Annotated in this window: 21 protein-coding genes and 1 pseudogene; 16 read left to right on the top strand and 6 right to left on the bottom strand. The window is 62.5% G+C overall.

All coding sequences use genetic code 11. The annotated features are described in order from the left end of the window. From EWH10_RS17210 to EWH10_RS22155, 3 genes are all read left to right on the top strand, one after another. On the top strand, positions 1-570 hold a 570-nt coding region (locus tag EWH10_RS17210; RefSeq protein ID WP_130030092.1), incomplete at its 5' end, for an IS5 family transposase. A gap of 107 nt (positions 571-677) precedes the next feature. Continuing rightward, a complete protein-coding gene (locus EWH10_RS22150) occupies positions 678-1,073 on the top strand; it encodes a DUF4142 domain-containing protein (protein ID WP_254657271.1) in 396 nt (131 codons plus the stop codon). Between the two features lie 25 nt (positions 1,074-1,098). Beyond that, positions 1,099-1,251: a DUF305 domain-containing protein gene (locus EWH10_RS22155; RefSeq protein WP_229742718.1), complete on the top strand. Its 153-nt coding sequence runs from the start codon at positions 1,099-1,101 to the stop codon at positions 1,249-1,251. Between the two features lie 100 nt (positions 1,252-1,351). On the opposite strand, the gene EWH10_RS17220 is transcribed toward EWH10_RS22155, so the two are convergent. From EWH10_RS17220 to EWH10_RS17230, 3 genes are all read right to left on the bottom strand, one after another. Further along, entirely contained in the window at positions 1,352-2,932 is a 1,581-nt protein-coding gene (locus EWH10_RS17220) for an ABC1 kinase family protein (protein WP_025550796.1), read from the bottom strand. Further along, positions 2,929-3,684 (bottom strand): TetR/AcrR family transcriptional regulator, encoded by a 756-nt coding sequence (locus tag EWH10_RS17225; protein WP_229742716.1) that lies wholly within the window; start codon positions 3,682-3,684, stop codon positions 2,929-2,931. The genes EWH10_RS17220 and EWH10_RS17225 overlap by 4 nt, the downstream gene beginning before the upstream one ends. A 110-nt stretch (positions 3,685-3,794) precedes the next feature. Beyond that, positions 3,795-4,754, bottom strand: coding sequence for an MlaD family protein (locus EWH10_RS17230; protein ID WP_025550799.1), 960 nt, complete (start codon positions 4,752-4,754; stop codon positions 3,795-3,797). Positions 4,755-4,871: 117 nt separating this feature from the next. On the opposite strand from EWH10_RS17230, the gene EWH10_RS17235 reads away from it, so the two are divergent. The 12 genes from EWH10_RS17235 (at position 4,872) to EWH10_RS17285 (ending at position 14,386) form a co-directional block, all read left to right on the top strand. Then, complete coding sequence (locus tag EWH10_RS17235; protein WP_025550801.1) at positions 4,872-5,282, top strand: PaaI family thioesterase; 411 nt, start codon at positions 4,872-4,874, stop codon at positions 5,280-5,282. Continuing rightward, positions 5,279-5,689 carry a PaaI family thioesterase gene (locus EWH10_RS17240; protein ID WP_025550803.1) on the top strand — a complete coding sequence of 137 codons (411 nt, stop codon included), beginning with the start codon at positions 5,279-5,281 and terminating at the stop codon, positions 5,687-5,689. The genes EWH10_RS17235 and EWH10_RS17240 overlap by 4 nt, the downstream gene beginning before the upstream one ends. 386 nt (positions 5,690-6,075) lie before the next feature. Then, entirely contained in the window at positions 6,076-7,302 is a 1,227-nt protein-coding gene (locus EWH10_RS17245) for an HlyD family secretion protein (protein ID WP_130030093.1), read from the top strand. Continuing rightward, a complete protein-coding gene (locus EWH10_RS17250; protein WP_025550807.1) occupies positions 7,299-8,825 on the top strand; it encodes an MDR family MFS transporter in 1,527 nt (508 codons plus the stop codon). The genes EWH10_RS17245 and EWH10_RS17250 overlap by 4 nt, the downstream gene beginning before the upstream one ends. Then, positions 8,825-10,258, top strand: coding sequence for an efflux transporter outer membrane subunit (locus EWH10_RS17255; protein ID WP_025550808.1), 1,434 nt, complete (start codon positions 8,825-8,827; stop codon positions 10,256-10,258). The genes EWH10_RS17250 and EWH10_RS17255 overlap by 1 nt, the downstream gene beginning before the upstream one ends. A gap of 128 nt (positions 10,259-10,386) precedes the next feature. Continuing rightward, entirely contained in the window at positions 10,387-10,812 is a 426-nt protein-coding gene (locus tag EWH10_RS17260) for an organic hydroperoxide resistance protein (RefSeq protein WP_025550809.1), read from the top strand. After that, positions 10,809-11,294 carry a MarR family winged helix-turn-helix transcriptional regulator gene (locus EWH10_RS17265; protein WP_037483575.1) on the top strand — a complete coding sequence of 162 codons (486 nt, stop codon included), beginning with the start codon at positions 10,809-10,811 and terminating at the stop codon, positions 11,292-11,294. The genes EWH10_RS17260 and EWH10_RS17265 overlap by 4 nt, the downstream gene beginning before the upstream one ends. 34 nt (positions 11,295-11,328) lie before the next feature. Continuing rightward, positions 11,329-11,505: a hypothetical protein gene (locus tag EWH10_RS21810; RefSeq protein WP_037483596.1), complete on the top strand. Its 177-nt coding sequence runs from the start codon at positions 11,329-11,331 to the stop codon at positions 11,503-11,505. Positions 11,506-11,578: 73 nt separating this feature from the next. Continuing rightward, positions 11,579-11,998 (top strand): IS66-like element accessory protein TnpA, encoded by a 420-nt coding sequence (gene tnpA, locus EWH10_RS17270; protein ID WP_025550813.1) that lies wholly within the window; start codon positions 11,579-11,581, stop codon positions 11,996-11,998. After that, positions 11,995-12,348: an IS66 family insertion sequence element accessory protein TnpB gene (gene tnpB / locus EWH10_RS17275; protein ID WP_130030094.1), complete on the top strand. Its 354-nt coding sequence runs from the start codon at positions 11,995-11,997 to the stop codon at positions 12,346-12,348. Before tnpA ends, tnpB begins: the two co-directional genes overlap by 4 nt. Before the next feature lie 154 nt (positions 12,349-12,502). After that, the gene (gene tnpC / locus EWH10_RS17280) at positions 12,503-14,017 is read left to right on the top strand and encodes an IS66 family transposase (protein ID WP_130030155.1); all 1,515 of its coding nucleotides are present in this window, start codon (positions 12,503-12,505) and stop codon (positions 14,015-14,017) included. A gap of 90 nt (positions 14,018-14,107) precedes the next feature. After that, positions 14,108-14,386, top strand: coding sequence for a hypothetical protein (locus EWH10_RS17285; protein ID WP_128830838.1), 279 nt, complete (start codon positions 14,108-14,110; stop codon positions 14,384-14,386). A gap of 63 nt (positions 14,387-14,449) precedes the next feature. On the opposite strand, the gene EWH10_RS17290 is transcribed toward EWH10_RS17285, so the two are convergent. Further along, positions 14,450-15,040, bottom strand: a complete 591-nt coding sequence (locus EWH10_RS17290; RefSeq protein WP_025550819.1) for a recombinase family protein — start codon at positions 15,038-15,040, stop codon at positions 14,450-14,452. A gap of 317 nt (positions 15,041-15,357) precedes the next feature. Between EWH10_RS17290 and EWH10_RS17295 the strand changes: the two are divergent. Then, positions 15,358-15,735, top strand: a pseudogene (locus EWH10_RS17295) (replication initiator protein A); the annotation flags it as partial. Here EWH10_RS17295 and EWH10_RS17300 read toward each other — a convergent pair. Together EWH10_RS17300 and EWH10_RS17305 are read right to left on the bottom strand one after the other, a co-directional pair. Continuing rightward, positions 15,690-15,995, bottom strand: coding sequence for a transposase (locus EWH10_RS17300; RefSeq protein ID WP_306303105.1), 306 nt, complete (start codon positions 15,993-15,995; stop codon positions 15,690-15,692). The pseudogene EWH10_RS17295 and the gene EWH10_RS17300 sit on opposite strands and share 46 nt — an antisense overlap. A gap of 244 nt (positions 15,996-16,239) precedes the next feature. Further along, on the bottom strand, positions 16,240-17,163 hold the full coding sequence (locus EWH10_RS17305) for a fatty acid desaturase (protein ID WP_025550823.1): 924 nt from the start codon (positions 17,161-17,163) through the stop codon (positions 16,240-16,242). Positions 17,164-17,355 lie beyond the last annotated feature (192 nt).

The raw sequence follows: 17,355 nt of genomic DNA on the forward strand, positions 1-17,355 counted from the left end.
AACGGGGTCCTTTTTGCACGCCGATCCACAATCCACGACATCGAACTGATGCTAGATCGCGAGCGCCAAGGGCGGGAGGCCAGTCCGAGCGCAGCAGTGATCGACAGCCAGTCGATTAAGGCGCCATCGGCAGAAAAGCGTGGGTTCGACGCAGGCAAGAGGGTTGTCGGGCGCAAGCGGCATATCGCCGTCGATACCGATGGACGGCTGCTGATGGTCAACCTGACCACTGCGGACATTTCGGACAGCGCGGGCGCCCAGACCATCCTCGATGGCATCCGCAAACGCTGGCCCTGGATCAAACATCTCTTCGCCGATGGCGCCTATGACCGCCTCAAACTCATGGACAAAGCAAGCTATCTGGATTTCGTCGTCGAGGTCATTCGACGCAGCGATCAGCAGCAGGGCTTCAAGGTTCTGCCCCGGCGTTGGGTCGTTGAGCGGACCTTTGGCTGGATGATCCGATGGCGCCGATTGGTCCGCGATTACGAGAAGCGCATTGACGTCTCGCAGGCCATGATCCTCGTCGCCATGGGCGGCAATCTCCTACGCCGAAACGCTCACCCCTGATTTTCCAAACAGACTCTAAGCCGATCCACAAAAGGAACCAACCGGTTTCCTTTTCGTTTGCGGACTTGAATTCAAATTATCAAGATAAGCCACCAGAAAGGAAAATGATGAAGATCGTGATCTCCGCCGCGCTGCTTTCTTTGGTGTCGGTGCCGGCTTTCGCCCAAGCAGTTGCCCCATCCACGTCAGGAACGATGACCAGCGCGGATGTCGGGGTAGAGCCGATTGCCAGCCAAAGCGGCCCAAACTACGTTCTCGCCGCGTCGGACGCGAACGTCTATCAGATAAAGGCTGCCCAGCTTGCCGCAACGCGCGCGCAGCGGGACGACGTCAAATCCTACGCCAAGCGCGTCCTAGCCGAGGCACAAAGCAGCCAGAAAGCACTGATGGCAGCGCTCAAAAACGATCAGCGCACGATCAAGGCACCATCGTCAGCGTTGTCGGCCGACCGCGCTGCTCTTGTCAAGTTGCTGCAAAAAGGCACCGAAGAGCGCTTTCGATAACCTTTATCTCACCCAGTCGGCGAAGGTGCAACAAGCGGCGTGGGCAATCCACAAGGGATACGCCCAAGACGGCACCGACCCAGCGCTGCAGCAGATCGCCGGCACGGCTGTTCCCGTGCTGGAAAACGAACTCACCACCGGCAAGTCACTCACACCCTCCGGGCTTGCGGGAAGGTGAACCTAGCTGGGCCGGGCCGCATAGCTCCCGGCGGCCTGGCCCAGCGTTTTGAACACCTTTTTATGATGGCATAAGTCGATGAGGATACAACCAGTAAAATCTATCGATTTCTAGTAAGTGCCAATATGACCACAGCAATTCCCCATGAAGCTAGCGATATGTATATTTGTTGACTAAAGAGAACCGCTCCGCCTACGATCAGACCGGCAGCGAGTATATCTCTTTGGGGCGACGGCCTCTCCTTGTTCGGTGATGGTAATGACACGTGAACCGGGATTGTACCTGACTTTGCTACTTTCTCCACCAGTCCAATCAGGTCGGGAGAGGCTGCGGCCAAGCGGCCGATCCCTGTTGCCAGGCGGCGCCCACCTTTTCTCAGTTCGGCAGGACTAATTCGCTCGCGCGCAAGCTCGCGGGCGATCGGCATCGCCCTAGCCGCGATATCGAACTCTGGGTCTAGAGTCCGTACCAATCCCTCGGCGGTCAGTAATGTGCGCAGGAGCAAAGCAAGGTCGGGCGGCAATGCCAGACGGTATTGGCGCAGTAACGTGAACACGCGCGAGAATATCTCGGACAGATCAACCTGTTTCAAGACAGCGCCACGAAATTGACCGATCAAAGACTCAAGATCCCTTTGCAACCCATCCACCTCAACGGTCCGGTCGCCTGACCAGTTTATCAGCACATCCGCGACCGCGCGCGGATTTTCTCCCGCGATAGCTAGGACCAAGGTAACCAGCTCCGAGCGACGGTTTGGAGTCAGCGTTCCGGTGGCACCGAAGTCGATGAAAGCGATCTTTCGGCTTGGAAGCACGAATACGTTCCCCGGATGGGGATCTGCGTGAAACCGGCCGTAAAAGATGATCATGCGCAATATGGCGTCCGCGTAGGCGCCTGCAATTGCGGCCGCGTCTGTTACCTCGTCTGCTGCTATAAGGACGCCGCGCACCGAGACTCCTTCAAGCCGCTCCTGGACGTTGACGCGGCGGCCGACATAGTCCCAAAAGAATTTCGGTGTCCTCACGCCTAGCGTGTCGAGAAATGACCCAATCCCCTCACATGCTGCCGCTTCGGCGCTCAGATCCATTTCTTGAGACAGGCTCTCGGCGAAGAAGCGAAGCAGTTCGTCAATCTTGAGCCGCCGCAGTTCCGGCGAGCGCCGTTCGGCCAGACGCGCAAGTCGTCGTAGCAATCTCAGGTCGGCGTCGACGCGGGTCGCTATTCCCGGGCGGCGCACCTTGACGACAACTTCGGTTCCATCGGAAAGGGCTGCACCGTGCACCTGGGCAATCGACGCCGCGGCGATTGGTATCCGATCGAAGCGCGCGAAAACATCAGCAACGGGCGCACCGAGAGACGAGACGAGTTCGGGTTCGATCTCGTGGAATGGTACCGCAGGAACTTGATCCTGTAATGTCGATAGCGCATTCACCCACTCCGGCCCCAGAAGATCGCCACGTGTGGCGAGAAGCTGGCCCAGCTTTATTGCGACCGGGCCTAGGTCGCGAAGAAGCGCGACTACCCGAGTTGATGCGTCCGGCTCGACGGACCATGTCAGCGGACCGCTCGCCAACCCAACGCGTGAGGCGAGGCCGCCGAGTCCGTGACGTGCGAAGATTCGCGCGAGCTCTCCAAATCTTTCCCGCTCACTCAACGGAATATCATCTGCGACCTCGGTCATTGCATATTCTCGGTTCCGAGTGCGGGAGGTAGACAGCCAATAATAAAAAGCTCGATGCCCCGTCTGACTCGGGCGCGGGCGTTTTCATCATAGGCCGGGGGGGCGAGGCCGAGTGCCGCGCGGCGCATCGGTGCTACGACCACGAGGGTCACGAACTGTTCAGCGGCGAAAACGGGATCCGGTAGATCGAGTTCACCCTTGGCGGCAGCAGCCCCGAGAATGCTCGCCACCCACTGAGCGGCGCGCTGAAAGCCGAACTCGTGAATGTTGGCGGCAAGCGCAGGAAAGCGCACGGCCTGCGCGATCACGACACGTTCCATTGAAGCGATACGTGGCGTAAGCAGCCACTCGAGAAGCACATCGGCTATCGACTGCAGCCTGTCCACGACAGCAAGATCCGCATCGACGGCCGGCTCCAGCGCCCGAAGTTGCGTGTCAATCTCGTCGAGGATCACAGCTTCGAACACACGCGCTTTGCTGCCGAACCTGGCGTAAAGGGTCCGCTTCGAGATCTTTGCACGCTCGGCGATCATATCAGCGCTCGCGCCGTCAAAGCCATGTTCGAAGAACATTTCACGAGCGCTTTGCAGAATATGGGAGGTGAGGCGGATCGCTGCCTCTGCCGTTGGCCTGCCAGTCCGACCGCCCCGCTTGCCGCTCCCCGATCGCACCTTCATTTCAATCTCGCCTCCGCCATGCCTGATAGTCGCTGAAGCTGAAATCGGCGACCGGTTGCCAAGATGCGCCACCATGTCCTGCTCACGCGCTCACGGCCACCGCCTTGTTCAATATGGGGAGGTCCCTGAATACAATCGGGGGCGGTCCCGAGGATGAACGTCACTCGTACCACGAAACGCTGGCGCTAGCGCGATGGTGGTGGCGACTGTTTTGCTGAATTGTAATCGGGCAACTTTGGCGCCCCGAACAGCTGGAGTCCTTCGCGATCAACGCGCTCGACCTGGTCGCCGAGGCGCTGTGTCGTGGATCGCGCCGAGCGAACGGACTCTGTGACCTCACGGCTTCGGCCTTCGAGGGCGCGAACGGCCGGGCGCAGCGCCTCCACATCGCCACGAAACTCTTCCGCCGCGCGCTGAGCGCTGCTCAGCTTGTCATCGATTCCAAGGCTGGCATCGCGACGCGCTTCCAGCTTGGCACGGATGCGGCCCGCTCGCTCGCCAGCGCGAGCGATTGAAGCGCCAGTGCTGAGGATCCGTCCGCGCGACCCGGTTAGCGTTTCAGATAACCGCGTCGCCCTGTCCGGCCACGCCGAGGAGGCGGCGCTGAGCGCTGCCAGTCGCTCGCGCGTATGCTGCTGTCCCCGGGCATCCAGATTGCTGGAAACATTGTCGACGGAACGGCTGATCTTTTCGATGAGTGCCATCGGGTCTCCGCCGGAACCCAGGAGCCCTCCCTCCTTCGCGGGGATGACGGGCAAGCCGCCATCGGTGGAAGCCGTGATCGCCGCGGCGCCCTTCACACTGCCGTCGATCGTGATCGTGGCGTCATCCCCGAGAAGCGACCGCACTATTTCGGCCTTAGCTCCATCCAAGATCGGGATGTCTGGATCTAGCCGCACCGTGACGAGGGCTACTGACGGATCTTGAAGGTCGAGACGGACATCGGTCACAACGCCCGCCCGAACCCCGGCATATGTCACGGAAGCGCCGCCCTTCAGCCCCCGGACGTCGTCGCTGAACCGGATCACGAAGTCTTGGCCATCGGGACTTTTGGCCGTCATCAGCCAGAAGGCGAAAACCGCGAGGGTCGCAAGCAGCGTGCCGACGACCAAGAAAACCAACAAGCGGTTTGAGCGCGTCTCCATACCTCCACGCAACTTAGCCAAGCAGCCATCAGATGTAAACCGTCCGGTGTATTTCCATATTTGCTGTTGACGCCTCATTGGTGCTGGGAAAGATTGCGCCACCGTGAGGAGAGCGATTTGGCCGACGTTCCGGGTTTCGCAGGCATAATCATTCCATGGAGTGCCGAACTGGATCTTGTGACGATCTCGGCGGACGATGGGTTGTGTTCGATGAGATTGCCCAGTCGGGCCGCCTTGGCGGACCATGCCGACGGGATCGCGCCCGGTGCGGTGGCAAGCCTCATCGACCATGTGTGCGGAGCCGCCATCATGTCGCGGCAGATGCCGATCTCGATCTCGACGCTGAACCTGAAGATCGACCATATTCGACCGGCGACGCCTGGGTCCGATGTGACGGCCTGGGGACATTGCTACCGGATGACCGACGCATTCGCCTTCGTGCGCGTAGAGGTCTGGGACCAAGACCCTTCAGATGTATTCGCCACGGCACAAGCCGTCTTTTCGGTGAAACACCGGGCAGCGGCATGAGCGCCGACGCGAAGATACAAGCGATCCTTGCCTCGTCGGGGTTCAGCTCGAAGCTCGCCAAGATGATTTCGGTCGAGGAGGCTGGCGCGCTCTGGAAGCTGTCTCCGACCGCGGAACTCGTCGGCAATCCGTTGGCTCAGGCGCTTCACGGCGGCGCCATCACGGCGTTTCTCGAACTGGCATGCAGCGCTGTCCTGTCACACCGGCTCGACCGAAACTGTCTGCCCCAACTCATTAGCATCAATGTGCAGTTTCTTGCCCCGATGCGGCTCGCCCCGGTCACGGCGCGGCCAAATCTGCGCAGGATCGGGCGGCGCGTCGCGGTCGCCCACGTTGATGCATGGCAGGATAGCCCGGACACGATTGTATGTGCGGCACAGTGCGAATTTCTGTGTGAATTCGCCTGACGCTGATTGGTCTCGCCGCGCGTCGATATCGGGGGGTATAGGTTAGCCCGGCGGCGACCGAAAACTGATCGGCTTCGCCAACGTCGACGACGGCGGGGCTCTGCTTATGTCTTGCGAGCATTCGGCCGTAGGCACTCCAGTCCCTATCCCGAACCCACGGCGGAGATCCCTGCTCAGGTTCTGGAAAGCGAATGCTGTCAAGTTGAAGCGCTTCCAGCCGGGATTATGGTGGAATACGCCCACACGCTTGCAGCCGCGACCGCAGGCGTCATGTTGGATGGGTGCGTCAGCCGGCCAATCGCTTTTTTCCGATCAAAATCGAAGGTAGAAAACAGCCGCATCAATTACTATGATACGATACGGTTTACATATTACAAGGTTGAAGAGTGGCAGATCGCAACGAACCCGAGACAGATGCGAGCGGGCATGACGACGAAGGGGAAGAGCGCGGCGACCGACCGACTGGCACTGATGGGGATGCGCCAGATAAACCGGGTCTCCTGACGCGATATCCCGTTATCCGCTACGCGCTGATCGCGGCGCTGGTGGCCGGGATCGTCGCGGCCGCCATGTGGTATGTCAATTATCGGGAACGCGGGCAGTATCGTCAATCGACGAACAATGCGTATGTGCGGGCCGACTTCGTGACCGTTTCTCCCAAACTGGGCGGTTATGTCGAACGGGTTCTCGTGCGTGACAACCAGCCCGTGAGACGCGGGCAGCTTCTGGCAGTGCTTGATCCGCGGGACTATCGTGCAAGCGTCGCACAGGCGCAGGCGCAGGTCGCCTCGGCCGTTGCCGGCATCCGGACAGCACGCAGCACGCTCGACGAGCAGCGCGCGGCCATCGCGCAGTCGGCGGCGCAAGTGTCCGCAGCCGAAGTCGCCGCCGAGGCCGCAGCCGCGGAGGTCCGGCGCTACGAGCCGCTCGCGCAGTCCGGGGCGGAGTCGCGCGAGCGGCTGGCGGCCTTGGTGCTCGAGCGCGATCGCGCGGTCGCCAACCTGCGCGCCCAGCGGGCTGCATATCTTGCGGCAAGGCGCGGGCTGGAAACGCAGAGTGCCCGCATCGGCCAGGCTCTGGCTCAACGGGAAACCGCGCAAGCGCAACTCGACCGCGCCTCGACCGACCTTGGCGCTGTCGAGCTTCGCAGTAGCATTGACGGCGTGGTTGCCGACAAGGCGGTGCGGGTGGGGCAGTTCGTCCAGCCCGCGACCCGGCTCATGTCGATCGTGCCGGCGAACCAGCTCTATATCGAGGCGAACTTCAAGGAGACCCAGGTCGCCCTCATGCGCGTCGGCCAGCCGGCGACCATCAAGGTCGATGCGCTGGACGGGGCCGAACTGCGCGGCCGGATCGACAGCTTCGCACCCGGCACCGGTGCGCAATTCTCGGTGCTGCCGCCCGAGAACGCGACCGGCAACTTCACCAAGATCGTCCAGCGTGTGCCGGTGAGGATCAGCATCGAGGCCGGACCCGAAGCGCGCAAGGTCCTGCGGCCCGGACTATCGGTGGAGGTCACGATCGACACCATCGGTGCGAAGGGCAGCCGCAAGCGGATCGAGGAGGAGAGCGAGCGGCTTGGGCGCGACGAGGCGCAGGTCCAGCGACGATGACCCGTGAACGCGCAAGCGCGCGGGACTGGCTTGCGGTCGCCGCGGGCACGATCGGGTCCTTCATGGCGCTGCTCGACATCTCGATCGTCAACGCGGCGCTGCCGACAATTCAGGGGGAAATCGGCGCCAGCGGGACCGAGGGGACCTGGGTGGCAACGTCATACCTGGTCGCCGAGATCGTCATGATCCCGCTCAGCCCCTTCCTTGTACGGCTACTGGGCCTCCGAAATTTCCTGCTCGCCGCCGCCGTTTCGTTCACCGGCTTCTCGGTGATCTGCGGCCTCTCGACGACGCTGCCCATGATGATCGCCGGTCGCGTCGGTCAGGGATTCACCGGCGGCGCGCTCATTCCGACCGCCATGACGATCATCGCCACGCGGCTGCCACCCTCACAGCAGCCGATCGGGACCGCGGCCTTCGGCGGGACAGCCATCCTAGGACCCGTGCTCGGCCCGATCATCGGCGGATGGCTGACCGACAATTACAGCTGGCACTATGCGTTCTTCCTGAACGTGCCCGTGTGCGCCGGCCTGGCTGTGCTGCTGCTCGTCGGCCTCGATCACGAGCGCCTGCGCCTCAATCAACTGCGGAACGCCGATTGGCTGGGCATCGCTGGGCTGGCGATCGGGCTCGGCTCGCTTACCGTCATGCTGGAGGAGGGGCAGCGGGAGATGTGGTTTGAATCGGCGATGATTATCAAGCTCGCCATCGCCACGGTCTTTGGGTTCACACTCATCGCCATCGGCCAGGTGAGGTCGCCGCAGCCGGTCCTGAAACTGTCGTTGATCTTCAGCCGCACCTTCGGCAGCGTGTTCGTGCTGAGCCTCGTAATCGGCGTCGTTCTCTACGGGGTGACCTTCCTGATTCCTCAGTTTCTGGCGGTAATGGCCGGCTACAGCGCGCTGCAGTCGGGGCAGGTCGTGTTCGTGTCGGGCGTCCCCGCGCTGCTGCTGATGCCGTTCCTCCCGCTCGCCTTCAAATATCTCGATGTCCGCGTGGCCGTCATCATCGGCATGGTCGCCATCGGGATCAGTTGCGCGATGGATTGGAGCATGACGGCGGATACCGCTGGCGGCGACCTCGTCGGATCGCAACTGGTAAGGGGTTTCGGCCAGATCTTCGCGATGATGTTCCTCAACCAGGCGGCGATCAGCGCCGTCGCGCCCGAGGACGCGGGCGATGCGTCCGCCCTCTTCAATGCTGGCCGCAACCTGGGCGGGTCCATCGGTCTCGCGATGATGGCAACCCTTCAGGATCGTCAAACCTTCCTGCATTTCAATCGGATCGCCGAATCAGCGTCGGCGAACGCGGCGGCGACGCAGGAATGGTTCGGTCGCGCGATGGCGGGGGCGGCCGGCGAAGCCGGGGCGTATCGTCAACTGGCGGGCCAGATGCTCCAGCAGGCGACCGTGATGGCCTATAACGACCTCTATGTCGTCCTCGCGATTGCGATCGCCGTCACGACCCCGCTGGCGCTGTTCCTTCGCCCCATCCCCTCCGGCACCCAGATGGCCATGCATTGATGATCCGCTTCCTGATCCCTGTACCGCTTCTGCTTGCCGGCTGCACGGTCGGACCCGACTATGAGGGGCCACGCCCCGTCGCGAGTGCCGAAAGAACTGGTGCGACGTTCCGCCGCGCCGACCCTGCCCAAACCGTCGCCGATCCCCCGCTGGCGCGGTGGTGGGAGGCGATGGCCGACCCGCGCCTCAACGCGCTCGTCGAGCGTGGGCTCGCCGCCAGTCCCGATGTCGCGATCGCGGAGGCGAGAGTGCGCAAGGCCCGCGCCGCCGCGCGTGAGCAACGGGCCAACCGCTTGCCCTCGATATCAGCCACTGGGACCGCCATCATTGCGGACCTCCCCGCCGGATCTCTCGCCCTCCCATCGCAGGGAGAGCAGGACGACCGGATCAAGGCCGAGTTCTACAACGCGGGCCTCGACGCCTCCTGGGAGATCGACCTGTTCGGCGGGCGCCGCCGCGCCGCGGAAGCCGCCTCCGCGCAGGCCGACGCGGCGCGTGCAAACGTGGCGGACGCGCAGGTCCGCCTCTCCGCCGAGATCGCCGATAATTACGTGACGTTGCGAGAACTCCAGCAGCGCCTGGTGCTGGTGCGCCGATCCGCCGCGCTGCTGGCGCAGTCGCTTGCGCTTCTCGAACAGCGCGAGCGGCGCGGCGCGTCGTCGCGCGACGACGTCGTCCGCCTGCGCACCGAACTCAACCGGACGCAAGGCGGCCTGTTACCGCTCGAAGGCCAAATCGCGGTGACGCTCGACCAGCTTGCGCTGCTCACGGGCGACGAGCCGGGTGCGCATGATGCTACCCTCTCCTCCCCCGGGGCCATCCCCTCCGTCCCCGCGAGCGTCGCGATCGGCGATCCTGAGACGATGCTGCGGCGCCGGCCCGACGTCCGGGCCGCCGAACGGCAACTGGCCGCTGGCACCGCGCAGATCGGCGTCGACGTCGCGCGCCAATTTCCCTCGGTCAGCATCATGGGAATCATCGGCCTTGGCGGCCCGAGTATCGGCGACGTCGTGGATACCGACAATGTGTCGAGCCTGTTGTTGCCGCGGATAAACTGGAGCTTTCTCGACTTCGGCCGCAATCGCGCCCGGGTGGAGCAGTCCCGCGCCGGACGGGACGAGGCGGAGGCGCAGTATCGCAAGTCCGTCCTTGCCGCCCTGTCCGATGCCGAGACGAGCCTGTCGCGCTTCGGCAATCTGCGCGCGACCCTCCTGTCGAGCTACCGGAGCGCCGAGGGCGCCCGGCAGTCTTCTCGCTTCGCAGCCCAGCGGTTCGAGCGCGGAGCTGCACCGCTGACATCATCCATAGACGCAGAACGCGCGGCGCTGACGGCGGACATCTCCGCGGTGGAAGCACAGGGGCAGTTCGTTCGTGCGTTTGTGGGCCTCCACAAGGCGCTCGGGCTCGGCTGGGAGGGGTCCAAAGAACGCTAGTCCATGTCATCCGTCAGTGTCTGCTGAAGGAGACGACTAGCGTCGCTGCTAACGATAATGTCTTGCGTGCAATCTAATTGCCAGCGATAGGACTGCGTATAGGAATCGCAAGTCTGGCAGGAGAACCTATGGGCCATCTCTATACTACCAAGGTCACGGCTATTGGAGGTCGCAGCGGGACCGTTCGCAGCGAAGACGGGATCCTCGATCTGCAACTGGCGATGCCAAAGGAACTTGGCGGCAAGGGCGGTGCCACCAACCCCGAACAGCTCTTCGCGGCCGGCTATGCCGCGTGCTTCGAGAATGCGGTCATTCATGTGACCCGTGCGCAGGCCGACAGGGTTCGCGACGAGGATGTCGAGGTGACCGGCGAAGTGGGGCTGCTCCCCGACGACCGGGGTGGCTTCAGGCTCGCCGTAACGCTTGGCATTACGATCAGGGGCGTGGATCAGGCGGCAGCCGAGAAAATCGTTCAGGCTGCTCATGCCGTCTGTCCCTATTCGAACGCGGTGAAAGGCAATGTCGACGTTCAACTCGACGTGACCACGCGGTGAGCGACGCGGGGCTGACCTTGGGGTTGGAGGAAGACCCGCTCCTGCTCGACCGCCAGATCTGCTTCCCGCTCTATGCAGCGACCAATCTGTTGGGCCGCCTCTATGGCCCGGTGTTGGGGAAGTTGAACCTCACCTATCCACAATATCTCGTCATGCTGGTTTTGTGGGAACAGCAGCCGCAGACGATCGGGGCTCTGGGTGCGCGACTCTATCTCGACAGCGGCACGCTGACGCCGCTGCTTAAGCGGATGGAGGGTGCGGGTTTGCTTTCCCGCGCCCGCGACCAGAATGATGAGCGGCGCGTTGTGGTCACGCTGACCAAACGGGGCAAGACGCTTCGGAACCAGGCCTTGCACGTTCCTGAGACTATGGCGAACGGCTACAATGCTGAAGGCGTCGATGCGCTGCGCGAGAGCGTGCGCGATCTGGTTTCCATTCTGGCGCAGCACAGCACGCGTTCCCGAGGGTCAAAGACCGCTTGAAAAAAACCCCTCGTTCCTTGATCGGAGAATTCATATGCTACGCTCCTTCCTTATCGGTCTGGTGGCGGGCCAGCGCGGCATGACCCCGCTGACCGTGATTGCCACGGCCACCCGCCGGCAGGAGATCGCGCCCCAACTCCCGCTCCAGCAGTTGATGCTGAACCCGATCATCGCCGCCGGTAATGCTGTCATGGCGGCAGCCGAGATGTAAGCGGTAAAAATCCCCCACATTTTCAAGCTGACAGGAGTTGGTAGTTTCGCCGTGTTGGATGGCGAGGTGACCGATGAGCGATGAAACTGATTTCGAAACAAGTTTCGAAACGAGCGTGACGGGCCGGGCGGAACGGCTTGATGTGATCGAAACTCCCGGTGGCAAGCGCCGGTGGACACCCGAGGCCCGGACGCGGATCATCGCTGAAAGCCTGGAGCCGGGAGTGAATGTGTCGGAGGTGGCGCGCCGACATGGGATGTATCCGCAGCAGCTGTACACATGGCGGCGTGGATTGCGGGAGCGGGCCGAGGCCATGAGCTTCGTGCCGGCGATGGTCGACCGGGAGAATGCAGGCCTGTTGCCCGGCGTGCCGTCGCAATCGGTGGGCGGGCAGATCGTCATCGAGACCGGCGCGTTGTCGATCCGTATCCCGTCCGACGTGAGCGCGGATCACATCGAGCGGGTGCTGCTGGCGGTGCAGGTGAACTCATGATCATCCCGCCTGGACCGCTCAAGGTGCTGGTGGCGACGCGGCCCGTGGACTTCAGGAAGGGAATGATAGGGCTCGCCTCTCTGGTCGAGCGCGAACTCCGGCTCAATCCCTTCTCTGGCGTGCTGTTCATCTTCCGGGCGCGTCGGGCAGATCGGATAAAACTCCTGGTCTGGGACGGCACCGGGCTCGTGCTTGTGACGAAGCGTCTGCACGATGGAAAGTTCCGGTGGCCGCGTCCGGGAGACGGCGTGATGAAGCTGTCGGCGGCGCAAGCTTCGGCCCTGATCGAGGGGTTGGACTGGTCGCGCGTGCACGTGCCGCGAGTGCCCAAACCGCTTCATGCGCAGTAGGTCGCATGCCTGATTCTGCCTGGCGCAAGGCCGTTCCTATCGAGGTAAATCCGGCTAGGATGCAGGCGTGGCGGCGCATCCCGAACTCCCCGCAGCGACTGGCCCGGAGGCCGGATACGACGAGCTCCCCGACGACGTCGAGCAGCTCAAGGCGATGCTGCTGGCCGAGCGCGCCCGCGAGCATATCCTCAAGCTGATCAACCGCACGACCTTCGGCAAGCGTTCGGAGAAGCTTCCCGCCGATCAGCTCGCACTGGCGCTGGAAGACCAGGCTGTTGCCCTTGGCGAAGCCCAGGGCCTGCAGGACAAGACGGACGAGGAAACCGAGCGTTATGGCCTCGTGCCTCGCAAGCACCGGCCTGCCGATGCACAGCGCGCATCGCTGCCGGCGCATCTACCGCGCTTCGAGGTGGTGATCGAGCCCGACAGCCTGGAATGCGCCTGCGGCGGCGCGCTGCACAAGATCGGTGAGGACCGTTCGGAACGGCTCGACATCATCCCGGCGCAGCACCGCGTCATGGTGACGATCCGGCCGCGCTATGCCTGCCGCTGCTGCACCGATGGCGTGCACCAGGCATCGGCACCGGCGCACGTGGTGCCCGGCGGCTTGCCGACCGAGGCACTGATCGCAGATGTGCTCATCAACAAATACTGCGACCACCTTCCGCTTTACCGCCAGTCGAAGATCTTCGCGCGGCAGGGCATCGAGATCAGCCGCGCCACGCTCGCCAACTGGGTCGGCCGGGGCATTGCGGCGCTGATGCCGATCGTCACCCGGATGCGCGTGGATGCCCTTGCCCGATCACGGCTGTTCGTAGACGAAACCACGGTCAAGGTGCTGGCACCGGGAACCGGTAAGACCAAAACTGGCTACATGTGGGTCATCGTCTGTGACGAGAGGGCCCATGGCGGTGCCGACCCGCCTCTGGCGCTCTACACCTACCTGCCGGGCCGCGGAAAGATGTGGGCGAAACAGTTGCTGGGGGCCTACCAGGGCATCCTGCAGGTCGATGCCTGGCAAGCCTACGACCAGTTCGGGCAGGAAGAAGGCGCCAACGTCGGCGTCCGGAAGTCCTACTGCTGGGCCCATCTGCGCCGCAAGTTTATCGACGCGGGCGGCGATGCTCCGGTCGCGCAGGATGCCTTGCAGCGCATCGCCGAAATCTATCGCATCGAAAAGGAAATCCGCGGTCGCCATGCCGAGGAGCGCCTCGCTATCCGGCAGAAGCGAAGCCGTCCGCTGATCGATAAGCTCCACGAGTGGTTCGCCGCCACCAGCCCACGCATCATGGCCGGCTCGGCGACGAGCGACGCGATGAAATACGCGCTGAAGCGCTGGGCGGGCTTCACCCGCTTCCTCGACGACGGCCGCATCGAGATCGACAACAACACCGCCGAACGCGCCATCAGGCCGGTGACTCTCCAGAGAAAAAATGCGCTCTTCGCCGGCCACCAACTTGGCGCCGAAAACTGGGCGGCGATCGCCTCGCTGGTCGAAACCTGCAAGATGCTGGACATCGAGCCCTACGCCTACCTCTCCGATGTGCTTGCCCGGATCATCACGCGCTCCGACACCGATGCGATCGACGATTTGCTGCCGTACAACTGGGTCGATACAAACGCCGGACAAACCGCGTTCGAAATGAGCAATCTCGCCAGCGCCGCCTGATCGCCGAAATTACTCCGCCGACCTCGCCGTAGTCGCTCAGCCAGCCAGTGGGGGATTTTTACCGCTTACGCCGAGATGGCGGGCGACAAGATGAAGACCGCGCCCGATCGCACGGTGTCCATCGGTCTGGCCGTGCGCAGTGTTAACGCAGCCTACGCGGGTGCCGCACTGGCCCCGCGCGACAAGCGCGTGTTGGGTGCTGTCATTGCAGTTGGCGCAGCGCTGACTTCCTCCCATGCCGGCCTTGCAGCGCGCAAGTGGTCGATGCGGCGCTATGGGCAGGTTCCGACTGGCTTTGTCGAGGATGCAATCGTCTTCGGCAGCGGCTTGGCCGCTGTCAGTCCTTCACTGGGTTCGCATGAGGCCTGATCATTCCGAGTGTACCTGGCGCCAGATCGAAAAGACCCGGAACCTCGGCAAATATTTCATTTTCTAGGGTTGGTCGCCTTCCCTCTCTGCTCCCATTGCGTCCTGCACAGACGCCGGAAAATGTCGGTAGAGCGTGGGCACCGAGACGCCGATCGCTGGCGCCACTTCGCGGACCGTCATTCCCCCCGCGAGCAGCTTGCGGGCCGCCTCGATCCGCTTGGGCGTCATCACCGTCTTTCGGCCGCCTACCCTGCCATCGCGCTTCGCCACCATCAAGGCGGCGGTCGTGCGCTCGCGGATGAGATCGCGTTCCATTTCCGCCAGCGCGGCGAGGATGCGGAAGACGAACTTGCCCGCGGTCCCCGATGTGTCGATCCCATCGGTTATCGAGCGGAGGCCGATATTGCGGGCTTCCAGCTCCGCCCCGAGATCGATCAAGCCCTTGGAGGTTCGGCCGAGCCGATCCAGCTTCCAGATCACCAGCACGTCGCCTGCGCGCGCATGCGACAGAGCTTCAGCCAGGCCGGCGCGGTTGGCCTTGGCGCCGCTCGCCTTATCGGTGAAGGACCGCTCGCACCCCGCCTCGCGGAGCGCGTCGAGCTGGGGCGTCAAATCCTGTTCGGGCGTCGACACCCGCGCATAACCGATCAGCATGAACCGTTCTCAAAACTCACCTTCCGCGCCTATCACGAGGCACCCCAATCGAGAAAGTGTTTTGATACGCGCTGCCTGCCTGCTACACGTTCTCACATGGTCCCGCTTCATAATCGATCGTTTGTGAGAAGGCCGCGGGGGCTGTCCCGTCCGTCGGTTTCCGAAAGCACGAATGGCGATGCCAACGCCGTCGTCCGGTTATCGAAAGCACGAACTTTGACCGTAAAATCGGCCATCACAGGGGAGCGCCACCGGGCAGCAGCCCTAATCTTCGTGCTTTCGACAACCGGCCGGAACCCGATGGGGCTGCGGACCACATGAGCTTGCCTATCCAACAGGGCGACCTGTTTTCGCTCGATAGCCCGCTGTTGAAGGAGGTTCGCGGCGAACGGTCGCTGATGGCGTTCCCGTTCTTTGCGTTGAGCAAGGGTAAGTGGACCAAGCCGCTCGCCTACAAGACCGACGCGGTTTCGATCGAGATCGTCGCCACCGCGAAGGGCGTTGCGACGATCTACGACAAAGAGGTGTTGCTTTACATCGCGAGCCTCATGGTGGCGAAGCTGGAGGCCGGCGTGGACGTCTCCCAGGACTTCTATTTTACCGCTCACGACCTATTCCGCGTCACCGGCGTCAACGGCTCGGCCCGCTCCTATACGCGCCTGTCGGACGCGCTGGAACGGCTACAGGGCACGAAGACCGGCGCTTCCGAACGAGGTGTTGCCGGAAGACGACCGTCAGCCTCGAACTGCTTCCGCAAATCCCGTCGCCAGGCATAGACTTGCGACGGATCCAACCCGTGACGGCGCGCGACGGCGCTGACACCTTCACCTACGTAACACTCGGCGACAATCGAGGCCTTTACCTCAGGCGGCCAGTCCCGTCGCTTGCCCGCGCCCGTGAATACCTCAAACCGCTGCGCGCCCTTGCTCACAGGATCATCACTCGTGATCATCATAGTAGCAGCGCACCCCAGTCCGTCAGGGCGCGGAGACTCGGCGCTGCTTCCTACGACCGCAAGGTGGGGTCAGGGCTCCGCTTACGGACAAGCCAAACTCGAGCGGGCCACAATTGCCACGGTGACGAGCTGGGTGCGCCACCGAGATTTACCAGCATGATCGGAAGCCTGTTGACTATGAACACCATGCGGCCGGCAAAGTTGATATAGCGCCGCCTTAAAACTACGCTGTCTAGAATCGTTCCTACTCGGCAGGAACCGCTATCGCATCCTTCATCCGCCGGAAAGCCCGGTGCGATTCGATATTTTCCGGTGCCAGCCCAAAAGCAGTCTGCCGCGGAATGTCCTGCGCGTTGATCTCATCGTAGCGCAGGTAATAGGCCTTGTGCATCCGGTAGAAGGGTATCTCCGGATAGAGGTGATGGATCAGGTGATAGTTCTGATAGACCAGCAGGGGGGTCAGCAGCCATTCGAACCCGAATCGCATCGTCGTCGCCATGTAAGGATCTTCATCCTGGGCTACCACGGCGGGATAATGCGGCAGAATGACGAACACGATCGCGATCATGAACAAGGAGATTCGCGATGGGACAAACCACAGCATGAACAGCTCCAGCCCGTAGCCGAAATAGAGCGCTCCCGCGAACAGCGCCACCAGGAAGGAGTAAAAGACGACAAGCTGCATTCCGTGCCGCTTGCGCACAGACTGGCCGTATTTGATGAAGTAATAGATGTAGGCGCCATCGAAGAACGTCCAGCGGAATGGCACCTGCCACCACGGCGATTCGTGTTCGAACAAATCCGGGTCCATCGGGCCATTGGCAAAACTGTGATGCTTGTTGTGAACCCACCGCAAAAGCACCATCGGCGCATAGGGAAAGAGAAAGAACAGGCCGATCGCCCCAATCGATTCGTTCAGCCAGCCGACGCGCGACAGCGAACAATGCGACGCATCGTGAATGACGCTGAACAGCAGGTAAGTGAGCAGTCCGTTGGCGATTGCGCCTTGCCAAAGCGCAATTTGCTCTGTCAGCGCCAGGTACCAGACGGTGCCGATCCCCAGCATCGACACGACAAACAGGATCGCCGTTGGCCATGCGAGCAACGGCGGCTGCCGCAATAGCTCGAAATATTCGTCTTTGCTCGACGGAAAAACGCTCGTAGCCACTGGCAATCCCTCTCCACGCCAAGGTTGCCGCCTTATCAGCCGACCTCTGGCTCCCCGCACACGGCCTTGACGAATCAGGCCGGTTTGTAACTCGTCGACTCATATCCCATCATTGCATAATGTGCAAATATTATCCCGTTAGGCCATTTGCCGCGACCGGAACGGCGGTCGCCACTCGGTCTGGAAAGAGGC

Origin of the sequence: Sphingobium fuliginis, from assembly GCF_004152845.1 — a bacterium.
In the GTDB taxonomy this organism is placed as follows: domain Bacteria; phylum Pseudomonadota; class Alphaproteobacteria; order Sphingomonadales; family Sphingomonadaceae; genus Sphingobium; species Sphingobium fuliginis.

Excerpts from the sequence above, each read along its gene's own strand:
- EWH10_RS17240 (WP_025550803.1), top strand. The coding sequence starts at position 5,279 with ATGAGCGCCGACGCGAAGATACAAGCGATCCTTGCCTCGTCGGGGTTC.
- EWH10_RS22150 (WP_254657271.1), top strand. The coding sequence starts at position 678 with ATGAAGATCGTGATCTCCGCCGCGCTGCTTTCTTTGGTGTCGGTGCCG.
- EWH10_RS17285 (WP_128830838.1), top strand. The coding sequence starts at position 14,108 with ATGAAGACCGCGCCCGATCGCACGGTGTCCATCGGTCTGGCCGTGCGC.
- EWH10_RS17220 (WP_025550796.1), bottom strand. The coding sequence starts at position 2,932 with ATGACCGAGGTCGCAGATGATATTCCGTTGAGTGAGCGGGAAAGATTT.
- tnpC (WP_130030155.1), top strand. The coding sequence starts at position 12,503 with ATGCTGCTGGCCGAGCGCGCCCGCGAGCATATCCTCAAGCTGATCAAC.
- EWH10_RS17225 (WP_229742716.1), bottom strand. The coding sequence starts at position 3,684 with ATGGTGGCGCATCTTGGCAACCGGTCGCCGATTTCAGCTTCAGCGACT.
- tnpB (WP_130030094.1), top strand. The coding sequence starts at position 11,995 with ATGATCATCCCGCCTGGACCGCTCAAGGTGCTGGTGGCGACGCGGCCC.
- EWH10_RS17230 (WP_025550799.1), bottom strand. The coding sequence starts at position 4,754 with ATGGAGACGCGCTCAAACCGCTTGTTGGTTTTCTTGGTCGTCGGCACG.
- EWH10_RS21810 (WP_037483596.1), top strand. The coding sequence starts at position 11,329 with ATGCTACGCTCCTTCCTTATCGGTCTGGTGGCGGGCCAGCGCGGCATG.
- EWH10_RS17300 (WP_306303105.1), bottom strand. The coding sequence starts at position 15,995 with ATGATGATCACGAGTGATGATCCTGTGAGCAAGGGCGCGCAGCGGTTT.
- tnpA (WP_025550813.1), top strand. The coding sequence starts at position 11,579 with ATGAGCGATGAAACTGATTTCGAAACAAGTTTCGAAACGAGCGTGACG.
- EWH10_RS17255 (WP_025550808.1), top strand. The coding sequence starts at position 8,825 with ATGATCCGCTTCCTGATCCCTGTACCGCTTCTGCTTGCCGGCTGCACG.
- EWH10_RS17260 (WP_025550809.1), top strand. The coding sequence starts at position 10,387 with ATGGGCCATCTCTATACTACCAAGGTCACGGCTATTGGAGGTCGCAGC.
- EWH10_RS17250 (WP_025550807.1), top strand. The coding sequence starts at position 7,299 with ATGACCCGTGAACGCGCAAGCGCGCGGGACTGGCTTGCGGTCGCCGCG.
- EWH10_RS17290 (WP_025550819.1), bottom strand. The coding sequence starts at position 15,040 with ATGCTGATCGGTTATGCGCGGGTGTCGACGCCCGAACAGGATTTGACG.